Origin of the sequence: Burkholderia sp. RS01, assembly GCF_039748055.1 — a bacterium.
GTDB lineage: Bacteria > Actinomycetota > Actinomycetes > Actinomycetales > Micrococcaceae > Arthrobacter.
Genome location: NZ_JBDLAK010000028.1, coordinates 17,068 through 36,226, shown reverse-complemented (window position 1 = coordinate 36,226; position 19,159 = coordinate 17,068). Strand labels below are relative to the sequence as shown.

Sequence of the window (19,159 nt, the reverse complement as noted above, 5' to 3'; positions counted from 1 at the left end):
GGAGCATCATGACCACCATCCAGCGCACCGCCGTCCTCACCGGAGCCACCTCGGACCGCGGCATCGGGATCACCACCGCACGCCGCTACGCCAGCCAGGGCTGGGGCATCGTGATCCTGGACCTCGACGGCGAGAAGTCCGCGAAGGTCGCAGCGGAAATCGGCAACGAATTCAACGTCCCGGCTTTCGGCTACGAGATCGACGTTGCCAACGAGGACTCCGTCAACGCCGCCTACAAGGCAGTGGCGGCCGAGGTCAGTTCCGGCACGCTTCCGGCCGTCGGCGCTTTGGCCAACATCGCCGGCATCACCTCTCCCGTGCCGTTCCTGGAAACCACCCTGGATCTCTGGAACCAGGTCATGGCAGTCAACTCCACCGGCACGTACCTGGTGACCAAGGCGTTCCTGCCGGACATGATCGCCAGCGGCTGGGGCCGGATCGTCAACATGTCCTCTGTTTCCGCCCAGCGCGGCGGCGGCGTCTTCGGCAAGGTCCCCTACTCGGCCGCCAAGGCAGCCATCCTGGGCTTCACCAAGGCCCTGGCCCGCGAAATCGGCGCCACGGGAGTGACCGTCAACGCCATCACGCCGGGAGCCGTGGACACCAACATCCGGGTGGGCAGCACCGATGAGCAGGAAGCCGCCATCAACGCCGGCATCCCGCTGGGCCGCAACGCCACCACGGAAGAGATCGCGGCCGTCATCACCTTCCTGTCCTCGGAGGAGTCGGCCTACCTCACCGGCACCACCATCGACATCAACGGCGGCAGCCACATCCACTAACAGCCCCTGCCCACCCAGCTGAAAGAACCGCCATGACCAGAATCTTCAACGACCCCGCCGACTTCGCCGATGAAGCGCTCGCTGGCTTCTGCGACCTCCACTCCGGACTGGTGCGCCAGGTCCCGGACGGCGCCGTGCGGCGGCACCGGCCGGTCCGGCCGAAGGTCGCCGTCCTGGCCGGCGGCGGTTCCGGGCACTACCCGGCGTTCGCCGGCCTCATCGGCAACCGGCGCGGGACCGCGCCCGTGCAGTCGGGTGCGGCGCACGCGGCACGGCGGCTGGCCGAGAAGGCCCTGGGGACCGCCGATCCCGGCGCGACGTCGCTGGCCATGATCTTCACGGTGATGGGCCCGCATTTCACCGCCGTGCACGCGCCTGCGGCGGCCGTGTCCTGACGTGCCCGAAGTCCTGGCGGGCAACTGGGGCACCTGAGATGCCGGGCTACTCCACCGTGACCCGCACGCGCTGCACCACGTTGTTCCCCATGCCCTGGTAGTTCCACTGCTGCTCCAGAGGCTGGACTGCGCCGGTGGCATCGCCGGCCCGGCAGGCAAGCTCGTGATGGCCCGGATCCGCCACCCAAGGCAGGCTCCAGCCGCGCCACGCGAAGGCGCCGGCGGCCTTGTCCAGCTGGGCATGGACCCACTTGCCGTCAATGCCGACCTCCACGCCGGTCACGGCGCCCTCGCCGGACCAGGCCCGGCCGCGCAGCATGACCGGGCCGCGGGGGAGGAGGCGGCGCCGCGTGAAGAAGTCCGGAATTCCCGGGGGAACCATCAGCGACCGTACCCTGATCCGCGAAACCGGCGTGCCGGCGTCGTTCGCGTTGTGCTGGTAGCGGTACGCGACCGCCTGCTGGAAGCCGTGGAACGGGGCCGTCACCACCTGGATCGACTGCAGCCATTTGACGCTCGCCATGCCGTACCAGCCGGGAACCACCAGCCGCAGCGGGTAGCCGTGCTGGGCCGGCAGCTCGCTGCCGTTCATCTTGTAGGCAAGCACGACGTCGGGCCGCAGCGCTTCCGCGATGGGCAGGCTCCGCGCGTAGTGGTGGCGGACGCCGCCCTGGACCCCTTCATCCGCCCCGGTGAACACCACGTCTACGGCTTCAGGCTCCACGCGGGCCTGCGCGAGCAGGTAGGCCAGCGGGACGCCTGTCCAGACTGCCGTGCCCACGCCCTCGAGGACCCATGGCTGGCTGAGCGGCCGCGGCTTGAGCAGTGAGCGGCCGTTGCCGGCGCATTCAAGCGTCACCGGAACGCTGATGGCCGGGTCCTTCTTGAGCGCGGCCAGGCTCAGTTCCATCGCCATCTCCACGGCGCCGCCGATCCGCAGGTGCCAGGAGCCGTCCTCTATCTGCGGGATGTCGAAGTGCGTCAGCACATAGTGCATGCCCGGCGGCGTCACGTCCTGGCGGAGGGCCTCCAGCGGCATCGAATGGTTCCGCGCGGCCAGCTGCAGTTCGTCCTGGGTGAGCGGCCCGTACGTGGGTTCCCCTGGATGCGGCCTGGGCCGGGCTGACTGACGGCGACGGTAGATCAGCTTTGTCATGGCGTTGCGATTCTGCTCGGTGCTGCTGACGGCGTGCTCCCTTTTAGGTTTACGCCGCACCCTCAGGGCCGTCAACAGTCACGTCCGGCTGTGCTGCCGGCTACAGCTGCGGCAGCTTCACAAACTCCTCGAGCCCGATCGGGTCCTGCCCGGTGAGCCCGTTCACGTCCGACGTCGGCCCGGCCAGTTCACCGGCGGCAATCGCCGTGTAGGTGCTCACCCAGGCGTTCACCAGCCACGCCGGGGCCCCGTACGAGGCCCGGGAGGAGTAGGCCTCCTCCAAGGTTTCGTCGTGGTACGTGACGGCCCGGCCGGTGGCCCGGGTGAGCACCTCCGCCGCCCGCGCCAGCGAGAGATCCTCCGGGCCTGTGAGGTTGTAGGTGAACCCGGCATGCACGGCCGGATCCCGGAGTACCGCCACAGCGCTCCGGGCGATGTCCTCCCGTGTCACGGCTGCCATGACGCCGTCCCGGGCCGGACCGCGGATCACGCCGTCCTCCCCGGTCAGCTTCGGCAGGAAGTCCAGGTAGAAGTTGTTCCGCAGGAACGTAAAAGACATCCCGGACGCGCGGATCCGCTCCTCGGTGGCGTAATGGTCCCGGCCCAGGGTGAACGTGCAGTCCGGGGCGGCGCCGAAGAACGACGTATAGACAATGTGCTGCACGCCCGCCTCGGCCGCGGCATCCACGAACGCGTGGTGGTGTTGCAGCCGGTCTTCCGCCTCGGCCGCCGAGACCATGAACAGGGTCTTCACGCCCTCCAGCGCGGGGCGCGAAAGCACCGGGTCCGCGTAGCTGACCAGGACGGTCGGTGCGTTATCCAGCTCTGGTGCGCGTCCGGCGTCGCGCACCAGCAGGCGCTGGGAGAACCCGGCGTCGGCGAGCTGGCGGGCCACCATTCCGCCGAGGACCCCCGTGGAGCCGGTGACGGCGAGATCGGGAAGGTCTGTCATGGCCGGTCCTAGCCTTCGCGCGTTGCGGGGGATTTTGTCTGGGCCGGATCGCGCTCGGCGAGGGAGCCGATGGCGTCGTCGATCTTCTTCAGGACCTCCGGTTCCAGCTTGACGCCTGCGGCCGCCGCGCTGTCCGCGATCTGCTCGGGCCGGGACGCGCCGATGATGGCCGAGGCCACGTTCGGGTTCTGCAGGACCCACGCGACGGCCAGCTGCGGCATGCTCAGTCCGGCCTCCTCGGCGATGGGCTTCAGCTGCTGCACGCCGGCGAGGACGTCATCGCGCATCCAGCGCTGGATCATCTTGGCGCCGCCCTTGTCGTCCGTGGCGCGGCTCCCCTCGGGCAGCGGCTGGCCGGGCAGGTATTTGCCGCTCAGCACGCCCTGCGCCATGGGGGACCAGACGATCTGGGAGATGCCCAGCTCTTCGGACGCGGGAACGACCTCCGCCTCGATGACCCGCCACAGCATGGAGTACTGGGGCTGGTTGGAGATCAGCTGGAAGCCCAGTTCCTTCGCCAGCGCGTGGCCGTCCCGGAGCTGCTCGGCGGTCCACTCGCTGACGCCGATGTACAGCGCCTTGCCCTGCCGCACGATGTCCGCGAACGCCTGCATCGTCTCTTCGAGCGGCGTCTCGAAGTCGTAGCGGTGCGCCTGGTACAGGTCGACGTAATCGGTCTGCAGCCTGGTCAGGGAGCCGTCGATCGATTCCATGATGTGCTTGCGCGACAGTCCCAGGTCGTTCTTGCCCTTGGGGCCGGTGGGCCCGAACACCTTGGTGAAAATCTCCACGGACTGGCGGCGTTCGCCCTTCAGCGCTTCGCCGAGGACCGTCTCGGCCGCGGTGTTGGCGTAGACGTCAGCCGTGTCAAAGGTGCTGATGCCGGCGTCGACCGCCGCCCGCACGCACTGGGTGGCGACGTCGTTCTCCACCTGGGAGCCGTGGGTCAGCCAGTTGCCGAAAGTGATTTCCGAGATCTTGAAGCCGCTGTTTCCGAGATATCTGAATTCCATGGGCTTTACGCTAGCGGAGATGGTTGCTCAGGGTAAGGGATGCGCGCGGTTCATCTGCCTGCTGCGCCAGCCTGACCGCCGGGCCAGTCCGCCGGGCCTGACTGCAGGGGCGGTGCCTCAGGACCGGACGCGGACGTCCTCGTGCTGTGCCAGCGAGACCATGGACCCGGTGTCCAGGACGGCCATGTTCCCGGCGGCGGGCTTCCGCGCCGGCCGCGGAGGCTGGGCGGACAAGGCAAGCGCGGACCGTGCCGGTGCTTCCTTGGGTCCCGTTTCGCCGGGGGCGGGGGCCTCTGCGTTCGGTTTCGGATTGTTCTGGGCGTCTCCCTGCACGCCCTCTTGGCGCCGGGATTCTTTGTGCAGCGCCTTTTTATCCAGGGCCGCCGTGTGCAGCGCCTCCGTATTAAGGGCGGACTCCACCAGCGGAGCAACCTTCACCACGCCGTCGGCAGCCACACCCAGTCCGGGCCGGTCCGGGGCGCTGACCTTGATCTCCGGGGCGACAGCCCTGGCGCGCGCCACCGCACGGGCATCGGCGGCGGCCACCGCGGCTGCCCAGTCTTTCGACAGGACGGGCGGCACCGGCCGCGCGGCGGTCAGCAGCGGGTGGTGGGCGACGGCGGTGCGGAGCGCCTCTTTGAGCCCGGCACGGCTCAGGAGCTTCTTCCAGTCGCGCGGAGGGCGCGGTTCCCGCGCCGGCCGGGGGGCCTTCGGCTTTTTTGCCGGGCGTTCCTCCGCTGCGGGGACCTCGTCGGGGGCGGCGGCGTCGAAAGATTGCGTCCCCACGGGAAGCCGCACCACCTCGATGGTGTCGTTCCCGGGGAAGCGGCCGAACAGGGCCATCACGATCAGCGCAACCAGGCGTCCCACTCCGGCGATCACCAGCGTCACCATGAACAGGATGAACATGCCGATGAACATGACGAACGCCACGCCCACGGTGCCGAAAAAGGTCAGGTTAAGTGCGATCGTTGTCGGATCTTCCACTTCGCCCTCCTAAAACCAGCCCGCGGCCACCTCGTCCCGCCGCAGCGCAGCGGAAAAATGGCCCCTAACCACCATACGGACTATTTACTGCCGACATGCCCGCATGACAAGCCCTGCCGGGGGTTGTTTCGAAGCTGTTATCGGATGCGTCCCCGGGCGGGGCCTATAGTCGGAATTAGCAGGCGGACTCCATACTTTTTAGGGATGCACATGACCCAGCCCCAGCACTTCACCGGTAACTGCCCGTGCCTCTCCGGTGAGCAGTATGCAGACTGCTGCGGCCGGTTCCACAGCGGCGCAGCGGAGGCGGCCACAGCCGAGCAGCTGATGCGTTCCCGCTACAGTGCCTTTGTGCTCCTCGACGCCGGCTACTTGCTGAAAACCTGGCATCCGGACACGCGTCCTACCGAGCTGGAACTCGATCCGGGACTCGAATGGCGCCGCCTGGACATCGTGTCCACAGCGAGGGGCGGCCCGCTCGACACCGAGGGGAAAGTGGAGTTCAAGGCGCATTTCCGGCAGGACGGGGAGCGCGGCGTCCACCACGAAACCAGCCGCTTCCTGAGGGTGGACGGCCGCTGGTACTACCTCGACGCCGTCGTCCTTCACCAAACGTAGCGGCTGCTACCGCTCCTTATTTTCCGCCGCGGGGGTGAATCCGGCACGGTCCACCTTGCGGTGGAAGTGCATGCCGGCGAGGCCGCCGAGGACGGCGCCCACCAGCGCCACCGCTGCGACCACGACGGCGGCGATGATGCCGGTGGTGGTGAGCTGGCCCTCGTTGACCGGAATACGCGGGAAACTGTTCAGCCGGGCCAGGATGTTGAACCGCTCGCCGGCGATTAGTCCCAGCACCGCGACCACCACGGCGGCGATGAGCGCCCAGATCCACACCATGATGCCCTGCTTGGCCCCGTTGAAGCGGGCCATCCGCCCGGCCACGTAGCCTCCGCTGTAGTAGGAGACGAACAGGATTACGAGCAGCACGATGATGCCCACGATTCCGACCGTCTGGTCCGACGCCGCCTGGCCGACAGCCGTGTTGACATCGGTGTTCGTGGCGAGGCCCACGGCCGTCCCGGCTGCCGCCACCAGGGCCGTCAGCAGCACGGCCATTCCGGTGGCGGCCAGCCAGCCGAAGAATGCCGAGCCCACCTTGACCCCGCCGAAGGCCTCCTTTTCGCGGGCGACGGCGATCTCCCGCGTCGCGAGTGCTGGATCGGCGGGGACCACGTCTGCAGTGTGGGTCTCCGGCGTGTACTCCCGTTCAGCGGACGGTTCCCTGAGATCCCTGCCCCGGTCGCCGCGGTCCCGCATGCCGGTGTCCCGCGTGTCCAGCGTCCTGGTGTTCGTATCCGCGGCTGAACCGCCCGTCACCGTACCGCCGGCGCCTGCGCCGCGGGCCTGGGTGGCATCGTAGACCGGCGTGGCCTCGGTGCGGGGCTCGGATGAGCCGGTTTCTGCGGCGCGCTGTTCACCGGCGGCGCGCTCCTCGCCGGGGGTGCGGCGGGGGCGCTTGTCCTCGGAGCCCATGGAGTTGCTCATCGAACGTCTCACTTTCCTTGAACGGACCAGGCTCATGGTCTAAGCCGGGCAACGCAATGCCGGGGCCACCGCGATGGCCTCACTTCTAGCTAACGCCCATCAATGCCCCATAGCAAGGAAGCTTAGTATTTGGGTTTTCGTGCCGCCCGTGCCCGGCGGAGGCCGGATCAGGTCCGTGACTACCGGTAGGTGCGGTGCAGATTCTCCTTGTCCGTCGCCCGGGGAGACGCGTCCGCGATCCACGGCCCGGTGCCCTCGGACTGGTCCAGGACCCCCGCCTCGAGCCATTCGTAGTCCCCGGCGAGGACCTTTCGCGAAAGGTCGCGGTCGCCGTCGTCGGTGTTCCTCCACAGCTGGTCGAAGTACTCGTCCACGCGCACGCGCGCCTGCTCGCAGAACGCCTCCGCGAGTTCGAACGCGGTGGCGCCCCGCTCGGGTGACGTGCGCAGCAGCATCTCCGCGCGCGAGCAGGACGCCGCCATCGCGAAGAGCTCCGCGCCGATGTCCACGATCCGTCCCAGGAACGCCTGCTTGTGCTCGAGCCCGGCCTGCCAGCGGCCCATGCCGTAAAACGTCTGCCGGGCCAGCCGCCGCGAGGACCGCTCCACGAAGCGCAGCTGCTTGGCCAGCCGGCCGAATTCGGCATAGGAACGCGGGTCCATGCCCGCGCCGGCCACGAGCTTCGGCAGCCACTTCGCGTAGAAGCCGGAGGCCCCGACGGCGGCCCGCGCCTTGTCTGACAGGCTCGCTTCCGCGGAGGCCAGGTCCCCTGCGGCGGCAAGGTGGGCGTCCACGGCTTCACGGGCGATCAGCAGCTTCATGATCTCCGAGGAGCCCTCGAAGATCCTGTTGATGCGGAGGTCGCGCAGCTGCTGCTCCGCGGGGACGGCCCGTTCGCCGCGGGCCTCGAGGGAATCGGCCGTCTCGAAACCGCGCCCGCCCCGGATCTGCACCAGTTCGTCGGCGATCCGGTAGCTGATCTCGGTGGACCACAGTTTGGCCAGCGCGGCTTCGATCCGGATGTCCTTCTGCCCGGCGTCCGCCATTTCCGCGCAGAGCTCGAATACCGCGTCCAGGGCAAAGGCGGTTGCGGCAATGAACGCGATCTTCTTGCCCACGGCCTCGTGCCTGCCCACCGGACGGCCCCACTGGGTCCGCGCATTGGACCATTCGCGGGCGATCTTCAGGCTCCAGCGGCCCGTGGCGACGCAGAGCGCCGGGAGGGACAGCCGCCCCGTGTTGAGTGTTGTGAGGGCGATCTTCAGGCCCTGGCCCTCGCGGCCCAGCCGGTTGGCCGCGGGAACCGTGACCTGGTGGAACCGGGTGACGCCGTTGTCGATTCCGCGCAGGCCCATGAAGGCGTTGCGGTTTTCCACGGTGATGCCGGGGGAGTCCATCTCCACCACGAAGGCGGTGATCCCGCCCTTGTGGACGGTGCCGTCGGCGTCGGTGTGGCGCGGCACCACGGCCATCACCACCACCAGCTCGGCGATCACGCCGTTCGTGGTCCATAGCTTCACGCCGTCCAGCACGTACGCCTCGCCGTCGTCCGTGGGGACGGCGGTGCTGCCCATCCGGGCGGGGTCGCTGCCGACGTCGGGCTCGGTGAGCAGGAACGCCGTGATGGCGCCCGAGGCGCAGCGCGGCAGGTACTCCTGCCGCTGTTCCGGGGTGCCGAACACCTTGACGGGTTCCGGGACGCCGATTGACTGGTGCGCCGAGAGCAGCGCGCCGAGGCTGGGGTGAACGGAGCCGAGCAGCGCGAGGGCGCGGCCGTAGTACACCAGCGACAGGCCCAGGCCGCCGTACTCCAGCGGGATCTTCATGCCGAACACGCCGAGATCGGCCAGCCCCCTGAGGTATTCGTCGGGGATCCTGGCGTCACGCTCGATCACCCGCCCGGATAAGGACCGGCAGAATTCCGTGAGCCGCGCCATGAAGGCCTCGCCGCGGACCACGTCGTCCGGCTTGGCCGCCGGCCACGGGTGGATGAGGGTCAGGTCGAAACTGCCGAGGTACAGGCCCTTGGCAAAGCTGGGCCGGCCCCATTCGGTCTCGCGGGCTGCTTCGGCGATGGCGCGGGCGTCCTCCGCGGACGCGCCGGCCCCGATCTTCTCGGCGGCGACCGGCGTTTCGGAGGCCGGGCTGTCGATGGGCGGGATGGTGCCGGGACCCTTGGCCTGGGCGGGATCCTCGGTGGCCTGACTCTCAGTGGCGGAGCTCACGGGGCATCTCCTTTAACCGGATGACCGGCTCAAGCCCTGGGTCCGCCGCGGGTGGAGAACCCTTCAGCTGTCCCTCAATGCTACTCGCGGGTAAGTACCGGTGCTAGGGGAAGGCTGGGCCTGAAAATCGCCCGGGAGTTCGACCGTGGAAGCATGGCGCACCAGCCCGTCCCACAAATCGTTGATGCCGTGGACCAGCCGGACCAGGGTGCCCGCCACAATCAGCCAGGCCAGCCGTCCCACCCCCACCAGGATCAGCGCGACGAAGGCCGCCACGGCCACGAACGAGACGAGCACCAAGGCAAAAGCCAAGGTTCCGATGAACACCAAGGTGGCCGTCTCCACTGCACTTAGGTCGAAATACATGCTTCCCCCTGCGCCTTTGCTGCGGTTGGATCAGTAGCACGAGCGTAGGGCCTGCCGTGAGCACGGGGCCACCGACAGCGGGGTGAGTCGGAGCCGTTGATACGGGATCGAAATCATACTGCTCCGCAGGTCACGGATTTGTCTCAGCAGCCCCACCAGCAACAGCCGTAACGTTGCTTACCGGTCAACTCGGGGCGCCTCCATGCGGGGCGCCGGTTGGAAGTCTGTCTGCGTTAACCTTGTACTTGGCCGTTTTCAGGATTCCGCCGCCGAAACGATCCCCAGCTACTGAAGGAGAGTGTGTGCCCCGGTCCGCCACGTCCTCCGCTGACGCCATCGGCGCACGGCTCCGGGACCTCGAGCTCCTCACCAAGGGGCCCGCCTGGGCGCTCACGCGTTCCGCCCCGTGGGTCATCGCCGTGCTGCAGGCCTCCTTTACCCGCACGAGGCCGCAGCTTCCACTGGAAGAGTTCCACGCCGACGTCGACTCCTTCCTTGAGCAGCTCCGCCGCCAGGATCCCGGGCTGGGCGGCGGTGCCAACGGTAAGTCCTTCGGGGACGAATGGACGCGCAGGCAGTTCCTTACCCGCCGGAACCAGTCTGGGCAGATCGTCTACGAGGTCACCGAACCGGCTGCGCGCGTCCTCGCCTTCCTGGACAGCCTTTCCAGCGAACGCTCCACCCTGAACGGGTCGCGGCTCGGAACGCTGCTGGGCGACGTGGAGAAACTCGCCAACGAGACCAACCCGGACCAGACGGCCCGGCTGGAATCGCTGGAGGAGGAGATCGGGGAGCGCCGCCAGCTCATCCAGGACATCGCGTCCGGTGACTTCGACGGACTGCTCGACGACGACCAGGCCGTGGAAGCCGCGGGCAATATCCTGGACCTCGCGGCCAGCCTGCCCGCCGACTACAAGAAGATGCGCGACCGGATCGAGGAGCTGGTGGGTGAGCTCCGCAACCAGATCATCGAGGAATCCCTGAGCAAGGGTGCCACCATGGCGCAGGTCCTGGAAGCCGACAAGCGGCTGCGGCAAAGCCCCGAAGGCAGGACGTTCCGCTCCTTCACGGCCTTCCTCGAGGACCCGCAGCAGCAGTTGCGGTTCCGTTCCGCGATCGGCGAGGTGCTCAGCCGCCAGTTCGCGGACGACCTCTCGCCGGAGGACCGCGAAACCCTGAAGAACCTCGTGGCAGAGCTCCGGCAGCAGCACAGCCAGATCCAGCGCATCTACGGCAAGCTCAGCGAAAGCCTGAACACATACGTCCAGAGCGACGATTTCCGCCAGTCGGTGCGCCTCCGCAAGGTGCTCCGGGAAGCCGAACAGGCCATCCGTTCCCTGCCCTACGAGCGCGAACGCCCCGGCCTGGTCCGGGGACCGGTGCTGTTCAACGCGGGCTTCGAATCGCTGGCCATGGTCAAGCTGTTCGATCCCGACGAGTTCGCGGCCCCGCCCCGGCTCGCCGACCCCATCGCGTTCAGCGACTCCGACCGTGTGCGCTCGCCGCGCACGGGCAAGGCGAAGCCGGGGGCCATCAGGGCCGCCGCGGCCGGCGCCTCGACCCTGGCCGAGGCCTGGGCGCAGCTTCCGCCGGAGGAGCAGCACATCAACTCGATCCGGGCCCTCCTGTCCCACGCCCTGCACGACGGTGCCCGCTTCGACCGCGCAGCGGTGGACGCCCTCGACTTCGAACAGATAGACGGAACCACGCGCACGGCGTACCTGCCGGTGGTCACGCTCAAGAAGGATTCCGATGACTGAACTTCCCCGCGAATCACACGGCAGGCCGGACGCCGACACAGCGGTATCGGCTCCGGAGTCACCCCGCGCCGACCCGTTCTCGGTCACCCCGCGGGACACGTTCGTTGATGGCGCCGCGTTGTTCCCGGGCGACACCGGCGTGCTGTCGATGAAGGTCCGCCAGGCCCTGGTGAAGCTGCTGAAGGGCCCGTACGTGGACGGCGGCCGCGACGAAAAACTGTGGACCACGCTCCTGGACAACCAGCTGATCCTGCGCAGCCGGCTGTCCGAGCTGTTTCTGGCGCTGCAGCTGGACCACGAGCGCAAGATTGCCGTGCTCCGGCCGGTTGATCCGGAAGCCATCGGCGGCAGCACGCGATCCAGCATCCTGCGCCAGCAGCGTGCCCTGAGCCGCGTCGAAACCATCGTGCTGCTCCGTCTCCGTCTCCTCCTGGACCGCCACGTCACCGCCCAGACCGACCCCACCATCTCCCGCGAGGAAATTGCCGAGCTCGTGGCCCACTACCAGCCGGCAGGCCAGCAGGACGCGCTCCGCGATTCGGACGTGGTCAACCGGGCCATCACCAAGCTTCTGGCCCGCCAGCTCCTGCTCACCACGGCCCTGGACGACGTCTACACCATCTCCAACGCCCTCCCGCTGGCCCTGCCCTTCGAGAACATCGGGGACATCCCCGCCCAGATCGAAGCCCTGGTCACAGCCACGGCTGACCCCACGGGAACCGAAGCGCTGATAGAGCTCGACGGCGACAGTTCCGCGGAGGAAGACGGTGGCGACGACGCGGAATCGCCGTCGTCGTCCAAGGCGACCACGGCCATGATTGGAGAAGCCAAGTGAGCATCGCAACCATGCTGCCGATGGGCGAGCTCACCAACCCGGGACAGATGCGGCTCGCGCTGGTCCAGGTGGTCAATTGGGGCACGTTCCATGGCGCCCACACCATGCACGTGGACCGCAACGGCACGCTGCTGACGGGCAACTCGGGCGTCGGCAAGTCCACGCTGTTCGACGCCATGCTGAGGGTGTTCGATGCCCGGCCGCGCTCCAACGAGGCCGCCGCCCAGCGCGCCGGCGGAGCCGTGGAGGACAAGAGGACCACGTTCACGTACATGCGCGGCAAGGTGGGCGACAAGGCCGTGGGCGAAGGCTCGGCCAGTGCCTTCCAGCGCCCGGGCGCCACGTGGTCCGCCGTCGCCCTGACGTTCGACAACGCCGCCGGCACCAAGGTGACCGTGTCCGCGCTGTTCGACCTGCCGAAGAACGGCACGGAATCGAGCGTGGGCCGGTACTACGTGATCGACAACAAGCCGCTGGACCTTCCCGCGATCGAGGACATCGCCGAGAAGCGCTTCACCAAGGCGGCGCTGGAGACGATCTTCCCGGACGCCCAGGTCTTCGACGTCCACAAGGCGTTCGCCGAGCGGTTCCGCCGCCTCCTGGGCATCAATTCGGACCAGGCACTTCCGCTGCTCCGGGTGATCCAGGCAGGAAAGGGCCTGGGCGGCAGCGTCAACACCTTCTTCCGTGACCAGGTGCTGGACGCCCCGGCCACGTTGGCCGCGGCGGACGACGTCGTGGAGGAATTCAGCAACCTCATGTCCATCCGGCAGCGGCTGGAGGACGTCCGCCAGCAGCGGGACCAGCTGGCTCCCGTGCCGGGGCTGAACAAGGAATACGCCCAGGCGCTGCTGGACGCCAACCGGCTCCGCGAGCTCGCGGGCGAGGAGTTCGAGGCCTACAGGCAGCAGCTTGCCGTCGCGGTACACGAGAAGACCCTGGCCCGCTTCAAGGCGCTCGCGCAGGCCAAGGCCAAGGAGCTCAGCGCCGAGCGCGCCGTCCGGGACGGCCTGGCCAAGGAGCTGCGGCAGCTCGAGGCGGACTACAACAACCAGGGCGGCAACGCCATCTCCTCGATCGAACAGTCGCTCGAAAATGCACGGGTGGGGCTCAAGCTCCGCCAGCAGGTGGAGGAGGCCGCCCGCCAGGCGCTGGCCGAGGCCGGGCTCGAGCTGGACTGGTCGGCCGACGGCTGGGAGCAGGCCCACGAGCAAGCCGCCGCGCGTTCCGCCGAACTCAAGGACGATTCGGAGGCCCTCAAGGAGCTCCGCTTCGAGGCCTTCGACGGCCACGCCACGAAGAAGCGGGAGCTCGCCGCGGCGGAGCAGGAGCTCGTGTCGCTGAAGACGCGCAAATCGCTGCTGCCGCCGTCGAGCATTGAAAACCGCGCCGCCATCGCGGCCGCCACCGGTGTTCCCGAGGAACAGATGCCGTTCGGCGGCGAGCTCATCGACCTCGCGGACGGCCAGGATCAGTGGCGGCCTGCCGCCGAGCGCGCCCTGCGGAACCTCGCCACCACACTGCTGGTTCCCGGCGAGCACTTCGCCGCCGTCACCAGGTACCTGAACGACCACTCCGTCCGCGGCGCCCTGCGCGCCGTGGACGTGTCCAAGCCGCTCGCCGGCGCGGCGCTGGCCGTGGAGGACGTGTCCGACGGCGACCTGCTGACCAAGCTGGAGATCCTCACCACCGGGCACAACGCCGCCGCGGGGGAATGGATCCGTGAACGCATCGCCCTCGATTTCGCTTATCCGTGTGTGGAAAACCCGGACGAACTGGCCGGCCTGGACAAGGGCCTGAGCCTGGGCGGCGTGGTCAAGCGCAACCGGCACACCGTGGAGAAGGACGACCGCTTCACCAGCCGCCAGGACTACGTCCTCGGATTCGACAACGCGTCCAAACTGGAACTCGTGGCCGGGCAAGTGGCGGACCTGCAGCAGGAACTCGCCAAGGCCGCCGAGCTGGCCCAAAGCCGGGAGGAATCCCACCAGGGCATGTCCCGGCAGCTCGAGGCCCTGCGCCGCGTGGCCGACGACCACCGGCCGTGGGAGCAGGTCTCGGCCGCCGTGGCCGCGGACGAGCTCGCCAGGATCGAGCAGCGGCTCAAGGATGCCCTGGCCGCGCAGGCGGACCTCGAGCCGCTCCGGGCCAACATCGAAGCGGCACGCCAGAAGCACCAGTCCAGCACCGAGGCGGCGGCTGTGCTGCAGAGCGAATACAAGGCGCTGGACCACCAGCTCACCGCCTCCGATTCGCTGCTGGAAGCCGGCCGGACCCGCCTGGGCCAGGCGCCGCCGTCGGACTCCACAGTCACCGCGCTGGAACCGTATTTCACCGGATTCGGCGACGTCACGGAGATGCATGAGCTGGACAACCTTGCTGCCCGGGTCAAGACCCAGCTGCTGGGCGAACTCCATGCCGCGGAATCCCGCGGCCAAGCCACGTCCGAGCGGCTGACCCGGATTTTCGAAGGCTTCGTGCGTGAATGGGGCACCGCCATCTCCGCCGACCACGGCACGTCCATCGGGGCGGCCGGCGAATTTGAGGCCCGCTACCACGCCATTGTCAGCGACGGGCTGCCCGCGCAGGAGGCCGAATTCCGGCAGTTCTTCAACCAGCGCACGCACGAATCCTTCAGCACGCTGCTGCACCTGCTGGACGAGGAGCGCCGCTCCATCACCAGCCGCATCCTGCCGCTGAACGGCATCCTGTCCGAGGTCAACTTCCACGAGGGCAGCTTCCTGGAACTGGACATCAAACAGACCCTGCCGGCCACCGCCAAGCAGTTCAAGGACGCCATCCAGAACGCGCTGAAGACCCGGCACACGCGGCACGGCAAGCCCGCCGCCGGCGCGGATACCGACGACGACGCCGAGCTCACCAACCGCTACAAGTCCCTGGAAACGCTCGTGAAGCGCCTGGGTTCGCAGGCGCCGGAGGACAGACGCTGGCGCGCCGAGGTGCTGGACGTCCGCGGGCACCTGTTCATCCAGTGCAAGGAGCACCGCGAGGTGGAGGCTCCGGCGAAGCAGAAGGCCGCCAAGGCCGGCACCAAGACCGAAGTCTTCATGCACGCCGACACCGGATCGATGTCCGGCGGTGAGCGGCAGCGGTTCACCGCGTTCATCATGGCCGCGGCGCTGAGCTACCAGCTGGGCATCGCCGAACAGGGCTTCACCACCTACGGCACCGTCATGATGGATGAGGCCTTCGTGCTGGCCTCCGAGGAATTCGCCGGCGCCGGCATCAAGGCGCTGCACGAATTCGGCTTCCAGCTGCTCCTCGCCGCCCCGGAGAACGTGATCGACCTGTCGCGGCACCTTGGCTCGGTCACCGAGATCCTCCGGGACAAGCGCACCAACCGCTCCGGCGTGCTGACCGCCCCGGTGATCACGCCGAAGCCCGGCTCCGAGGGACAGTGGCGGTCCGAAGCCAACCCCGTGGACATCGTGCTCCGCTAGCCGGACAGCAGGTGGCTGTGCGGCCGGCACCTGTAGAGCCAGCCCGTGTTGGCCGGATCACCCGTCGTGATCTTTCCGCGCCGTAAAATAACAAATCGATGGATTTATTGACGGATCCCTAGTGAGCGCCTGCTCCTGCGTGCGATTGTGTTGAGCACCCACACTTCGCCTCACGCTCCACCAGGGTCATCAACACTCCCACGCGGCGGGCCACAGCTACCCTTTCCGGGCTTGACGGCGTCCTTCATGAAAGGCACCATCATGCGTCCTGCACATCACGGCACCTTTGTCGCAGCCCTCGCCGCCGCCATCAGCCTGGCCGGCTGCGCCGCCGGCGCCCCGTCCGCGTCCACCACGGCGAGCCCGACGACGACAGCCGCCCAGCCGTCGTCGTCCGCTACCGCTCCGGCCGCGCTGGCGACGTACACGTTCCCGGACGGGCGCCTGTCTTTCAAGTACCCGGCTGACTGGAAGGTGGAGCTGTTCACCGGGGACGTGAAGCCCTCCACCTCCAGGACCGCCACTGTCTTCGACGCCAGCGGCACCAAGCAGGTCACGGTCTACTCGGGGCTGGTGGCCGACGGCGTGACCCAACCGGTCACCCGGACCGTGTTCGAGTCCGCACCCGTCGCGGGCCTCCAGCAGCAGCAGGCCCCCGCCGCGCACTACTCCTTCTACGTAGACCGGATGGAGAACAATCCCACGTACCGGATGCACCTGACAGCCGGGGCGCCGGCGGCCGGGAAGGGCATGGCGCTCGACGGGATCGTCCGCATCGGGAAGGAAGTCCTCGTGGCGGACGCGCAGTTCATCGAGAAGCCCTTCGCCAGCGACTCCGCAGCCAAAGCCTGGCTGGCCAGCGACGAGGGGCAGTCCATCAAGGCGCTGCTGTTGAGCGTCACCTACCGCTGACTTGAAGCGGGGTGGGCCGGCCGAACCAGCGTTTCGGCCGGCTCAACCCGCGCCTTCGGCCAGATCAATCCGCGGTTTCATCCGCGCACGCGTCGATCTGGGCCTGGACGATCGCCCCGTAGTGCGCCACGAGGTCGTCAAAGTCCCAGCCGTCGAACAGGCCGAGGGTCCGTACGGTCTCGCCGAAGCCGGTCATCAGGGCCGTCACCGTGGAGGCGAAACGTCGCTCAGGCGTGGCGTCCCCGATCAGCCGGGCCATGGCTCCCAAGTAGAGTTCGCGCAGTTCTGTCCGCGCCGCGTCGGGATCGGGGGAGTCGTGGACGCTGAACGGAATCATCGCCCACGGTTCCTGCATGCCGCGCTCCCGGCGCATCAGCACGCGGAACACGAGGGCGCTGCCGAGTTCCGACGGCGGGACGTCCAGTTCCGTAAGGAGCGACTCGTCCGGCTGCACGGCGGCGAACAGTTTGTCCTTGGAGATGAAGTGCTTCATGACCAGGGCGGCCGAGACGCCGGCTTCGGCGGCGATGTCGCGGACCGTGACCGCGCGGTAGCCCCGATCTCCGAACAGGCGCCGGGCGGCGCTGAGGATGGCCTCCTGGCTCGGGCCGCTCATGCTCTCACCGGCTCGCCGGCGTTCTGTGGCTCCCGAAGGGGAGCCCTGAGATCCACGGTCACGGAGCGGTTGTCGACGGCAAGCTTCCGCGCCATGGCCTGATGATTCACAGGATGAAGCATAGTCACTATGTAGCGGCCGGCTGCCGGCAGCGGAAGCCTGTAGACGCCGTCGTCGTCAGTCGTTGTGGTGGCCACGTGCTCGCCGCTGGCCTGCAGCAGCGACACCACGGCGCGGGCAACCGGCTCGGCCCCGAGGGTGGCGGTCCCGCTGAGTTCGAGCCGATCGTGCAGCAGGAAGTTCTGCTGGAGGGTGCGGCCGTCGAAGTCGAAGACCTCGGCCATGGGCGCCCAGCCGGCCGCGTTGGCCACCATGAGGTACTTGCCGGCGCCGGGCAGCGCCACCGAATAGTTGCCCTCGGTGTCCACCCGGCTCCAGTCGACGGGCTCGCCGGTGGTCTGGAGGACGGTCACGACGGCGGGAGTCAGCGGGCGGTGGTCGGCGGCCAGGACGCGGCCCTGAACGACGAGCTCGGTAGCCGCGACGGCGGGCACGGCCGGGCGGTGCGCGGCGGCCCGCGGGATGGCGATGGCGGCCAGCACCGAGGCCGCCGAGGCCATCGCCGCCATCCAGAAGACGTCCTGGAACGCCGCGAAGGACGGCGCCCGGACCGGTCCCAGGTTCATGGTCACGGAGGTGAGGACGGCGGCGACGGCGGCGCTCGACGTCGAGGTGCCGATCGAGCGGACCAGGCTGTTCAGCCCGTTGGCGGACGCGGTTTCAGTGATGGGGACGGCGCCCATGATCAGGGTGGGCATGGCCGCGTATGCGATGGCCGTGCCCACGCTCACCACCGTGGAGCCGATGACCACCACGGTGATGGAGTCGTGGAAGAAGACGCGGCCCACGTAGCCGGCAATCATGACGCACGCGCCGGTCATCAGCGCCGTCTTGCCGCCGAACCGCCGGATGATCCCGCCTGACACAGGCGCGAACACCACCATGGCCAGTCCGGACGGCACCATGCACAGGCCGGCAGTGATGACGTTCAGCTGGAACCCGTAGCCGGTGGCTGTGGGGAGCTGGAGCTGCTGGGTGGTCAGGAGCATGTTGGCGAACATCGCGAAGCCGATCAGCAGCGACGCGATGTTGGTCATGAGCACCGGGCGGCGGGCCGAAGTCCGCAGGTCCACCATGGGCTGGCCAACCTTGAGCTCGTACGGCACCCAGGCTGCCAGCAGGACTGCGGCGGCAAGGAACAGCAGGAGCACCGGTTCGGAGTCCCAGCCCCACGAGCCGCCCTTGGAAATGGCCAGCAGCAGGGACCCCAGCGCGGCGGACAGCACCAAGGCGCCCGCATAGTCGAAGCGGCCCGGGGTGCGGACCTTCGATTCCGGGACCACCAGCACCACAGCAAGGAGCAGGAGCGACCCCGCGCCGGCGGCAACCCAGAAGATTGATTCCCAGCCGAGGCCCTCGTACAGCACGCCGGCAAGAGGGAGGCCCAGGGCGCTGCCGATGCCCAGGGTAGCGCTCATGAGCGCCACTGCCGAGCCCATCTTCTCCTTGGGTAGTTCATCTCGCATGATGCTGATGCCCACTGGGATCAGGGCCGACGAGAAGCCTTGGAGGGCGCGGCCGATGATGAGCCACAGGAACGTTCCGCCCACGGCAGCCATGATGGAGCCCGCCACCATGATGGCCAGGCACACCACCATCATCCTGCGCTTGCCGTACATGTCGGCGCTGCGGGACACAATCGGGGTCGCCACGGCGCTGGAGAGCAGCGTGGCCGTCACGAGCCATGACGCGTCGTCCGCCGTGACGCCCAGAATCCGGGGAAAGTCCGGGAGCAGCGGCACCACAAGGGTCTGCATGAGCGCCACCACCGTGCCGCTCAGCGCGAGAACGGCCGTGATGGCGGACGGGGAGAGACGGCGGGATGGTCTCGTGGCAGCGGAATCTGTCATGGGAGGACTTTCGGGGTACGGAGGGGCGCGGAGGCATGGTGAACGCGCGTTTACTCCTTCGAGTGAACCATTGTTCACCCCGGAAAGGCAAGGGATTTGGGCATGCTTTGCATCACTCGGCAATTACGTGACGCAAACCTTTCGTAATCTATTGAAGGATAGGCTAGCCTTACTTGGGTTTGCT

General features: G+C 68.2%; 16 protein-coding genes. 7 read left to right on the top strand and 9 right to left on the bottom strand.

Annotation, left to right across the window (positions count from 1 at the left end; genetic code table 11):
• Positions 1 to 8: 8 nt before the first annotated feature.
• Together ABFP37_RS20290 and ABFP37_RS20285 are read left to right on the top strand one after the other, a co-directional pair.
• On the top strand, positions 9 to 782 hold the full coding sequence (locus tag ABFP37_RS20290) for an SDR family NAD(P)-dependent oxidoreductase (protein WP_078026333.1): 774 nt from the start codon (positions 9 to 11) through the stop codon (positions 780 to 782).
• A gap of 32 nt (positions 783 to 814) precedes the next feature.
• Positions 815 to 1,177 carry a dihydroxyacetone kinase subunit DhaK gene (locus tag ABFP37_RS20285; protein ID WP_347034732.1) on the top strand — a complete coding sequence of 121 codons (363 nt, stop codon included), beginning with the start codon at positions 815 to 817 and terminating at the stop codon, positions 1,175 to 1,177.
• 46 nt (positions 1,178 to 1,223) lie between these two features.
• Here ABFP37_RS20285 and ABFP37_RS20280 read toward each other — a convergent pair whose 3' ends face one another.
• The 4 genes from ABFP37_RS20280 to ABFP37_RS20265 form a co-directional block, all read right to left on the bottom strand.
• On the bottom strand, positions 1,224 to 2,333 hold the full coding sequence (locus ABFP37_RS20280; protein ID WP_347034731.1) for a sulfite oxidase: 1,110 nt from the start codon (positions 2,331 to 2,333) through the stop codon (positions 1,224 to 1,226).
• A gap of 100 nt (positions 2,334 to 2,433) precedes the next feature.
• Positions 2,434 to 3,285 (bottom strand): SDR family oxidoreductase, encoded by an 852-nt coding sequence (locus tag ABFP37_RS20275; protein WP_347034730.1) that lies wholly within the window; start codon positions 3,283 to 3,285, stop codon positions 2,434 to 2,436.
• A gap of 8 nt (positions 3,286 to 3,293) precedes the next feature.
• On the bottom strand, positions 3,294 to 4,298 hold the full coding sequence (locus ABFP37_RS20270) for an aldo/keto reductase family protein (RefSeq protein WP_347034729.1): 1,005 nt from the start codon (positions 4,296 to 4,298) through the stop codon (positions 3,294 to 3,296).
• Between the two features lie 117 nt (positions 4,299 to 4,415).
• A complete protein-coding gene (locus tag ABFP37_RS20265; protein ID WP_347034728.1) occupies positions 4,416 to 5,285 on the bottom strand; it encodes a hypothetical protein in 870 nt (289 codons plus the stop codon).
• A gap of 210 nt (positions 5,286 to 5,495) precedes the next feature.
• Here ABFP37_RS20265 and ABFP37_RS20260 point away from each other — a divergent pair, with 210 nt between their 5' ends.
• Positions 5,496 to 5,903 carry a YchJ family protein gene (locus ABFP37_RS20260; RefSeq protein WP_347034727.1) on the top strand — a complete coding sequence of 136 codons (408 nt, stop codon included), beginning with the start codon at positions 5,496 to 5,498 and terminating at the stop codon, positions 5,901 to 5,903.
• A gap of 6 nt (positions 5,904 to 5,909) precedes the next feature.
• Here ABFP37_RS20260 and ABFP37_RS20255 read toward each other — a convergent pair whose 3' ends face one another.
• From ABFP37_RS20255 to ABFP37_RS20245, 3 genes are all read right to left on the bottom strand, one after another.
• Complete coding sequence (locus ABFP37_RS20255; protein ID WP_347034726.1) at positions 5,910 to 6,830, bottom strand: hypothetical protein; 921 nt, start codon at positions 6,828 to 6,830, stop codon at positions 5,910 to 5,912.
• Positions 6,831 to 7,009: 179 nt separating this feature from the next.
• The gene (locus tag ABFP37_RS20250) at positions 7,010 to 9,055 is read right to left on the bottom strand and encodes an acyl-CoA dehydrogenase family protein (RefSeq protein WP_347034725.1); all 2,046 of its coding nucleotides are present in this window, start codon (positions 9,053 to 9,055) and stop codon (positions 7,010 to 7,012) included.
• A 63-nt stretch (positions 9,056 to 9,118) separates the two neighbouring features.
• A complete protein-coding gene (locus tag ABFP37_RS20245) occupies positions 9,119 to 9,421 on the bottom strand; it encodes a hypothetical protein (RefSeq protein ID WP_347034724.1) in 303 nt (100 codons plus the stop codon).
• 302 nt (positions 9,422 to 9,723) lie between these two features.
• On the opposite strand from ABFP37_RS20245, the gene ABFP37_RS20240 reads away from it, so the two are divergent.
• The 4 genes from ABFP37_RS20240 (at position 9,724) to ABFP37_RS20225 (ending at position 16,389) form a co-directional block, all read left to right on the top strand.
• Positions 9,724 to 11,181 (top strand): DUF3375 domain-containing protein, encoded by a 1,458-nt coding sequence (locus ABFP37_RS20240; RefSeq protein WP_078026326.1) that lies wholly within the window; start codon positions 9,724 to 9,726, stop codon positions 11,179 to 11,181.
• Entirely contained in the window at positions 11,174 to 12,016 is an 843-nt protein-coding gene (locus ABFP37_RS20235) for a DUF4194 domain-containing protein (protein WP_078026325.1), read from the top strand. Before ABFP37_RS20240 ends, ABFP37_RS20235 begins: the two co-directional genes overlap by 8 nt.
• Positions 12,013 to 15,477, top strand: coding sequence for an ATP-binding protein (locus tag ABFP37_RS20230; protein WP_347034723.1), 3,465 nt, complete (start codon positions 12,013 to 12,015; stop codon positions 15,475 to 15,477). The genes ABFP37_RS20235 and ABFP37_RS20230 overlap by 4 nt, the downstream gene beginning before the upstream one ends.
• A 246-nt stretch (positions 15,478 to 15,723) precedes the next feature.
• Positions 15,724 to 16,389, top strand: a complete 666-nt coding sequence (locus tag ABFP37_RS20225) for a hypothetical protein (RefSeq protein ID WP_347034722.1) — start codon at positions 15,724 to 15,726, stop codon at positions 16,387 to 16,389.
• 64 nt (positions 16,390 to 16,453) lie between these two features.
• Here the strand turns inward: ABFP37_RS20225 and ABFP37_RS20220 are convergent, their stop codons facing one another.
• Entirely contained in the window at positions 16,454 to 17,005 is a 552-nt protein-coding gene (locus ABFP37_RS20220; protein WP_347034721.1) for a TetR family transcriptional regulator, read from the bottom strand.
• The gene (locus ABFP37_RS20215; protein WP_347034720.1) at positions 17,002 to 18,975 is read right to left on the bottom strand and encodes an MFS transporter; all 1,974 of its coding nucleotides are present in this window, start codon (positions 18,973 to 18,975) and stop codon (positions 17,002 to 17,004) included. Before ABFP37_RS20215 ends, ABFP37_RS20220 begins: the two co-directional genes overlap by 4 nt.
• Positions 18,976 to 19,159 lie beyond the last annotated feature (184 nt).

Bases quoted from the DNA above. Each gene is read 5' to 3' on its own strand.
- ABFP37_RS20290 (WP_078026333.1), top strand. From the start codon at position 9: ATGACCACCATCCAGCGCACCGCCGTCCTCACCGGAGCCACCTCGGAC.
- ABFP37_RS20285 (WP_347034732.1), top strand. From the start codon at position 815: ATGACCAGAATCTTCAACGACCCCGCCGACTTCGCCGATGAAGCGCTC.
- ABFP37_RS20280 (WP_347034731.1), bottom strand. From the start codon at position 2,333: ATGACAAAGCTGATCTACCGTCGCCGTCAGTCAGCCCGGCCCAGGCCG.
- ABFP37_RS20275 (WP_347034730.1), bottom strand. From the start codon at position 3,285: ATGACAGACCTTCCCGATCTCGCCGTCACCGGCTCCACGGGGGTCCTC.
- ABFP37_RS20270 (WP_347034729.1), bottom strand. From the start codon at position 4,298: ATGGAATTCAGATATCTCGGAAACAGCGGCTTCAAGATCTCGGAAATC.
- ABFP37_RS20260 (WP_347034727.1), top strand. From the start codon at position 5,496: ATGACCCAGCCCCAGCACTTCACCGGTAACTGCCCGTGCCTCTCCGGT.
- ABFP37_RS20255 (WP_347034726.1), bottom strand. From the start codon at position 6,830: ATGAGCAACTCCATGGGCTCCGAGGACAAGCGCCCCCGCCGCACCCCC.
- ABFP37_RS20245 (WP_347034724.1), bottom strand. From the start codon at position 9,421: ATGTATTTCGACCTAAGTGCAGTGGAGACGGCCACCTTGGTGTTCATC.
- ABFP37_RS20235 (WP_078026325.1), top strand. From the start codon at position 11,174: ATGACTGAACTTCCCCGCGAATCACACGGCAGGCCGGACGCCGACACA.
- ABFP37_RS20225 (WP_347034722.1), top strand. From the start codon at position 15,724: ATGAAAGGCACCATCATGCGTCCTGCACATCACGGCACCTTTGTCGCA.
- ABFP37_RS20220 (WP_347034721.1), bottom strand. From the start codon at position 17,005: ATGAGCGGCCCGAGCCAGGAGGCCATCCTCAGCGCCGCCCGGCGCCTG.
- ABFP37_RS20215 (WP_347034720.1), bottom strand. From the start codon at position 18,975: ATGACAGATTCCGCTGCCACGAGACCATCCCGCCGTCTCTCCCCGTCC.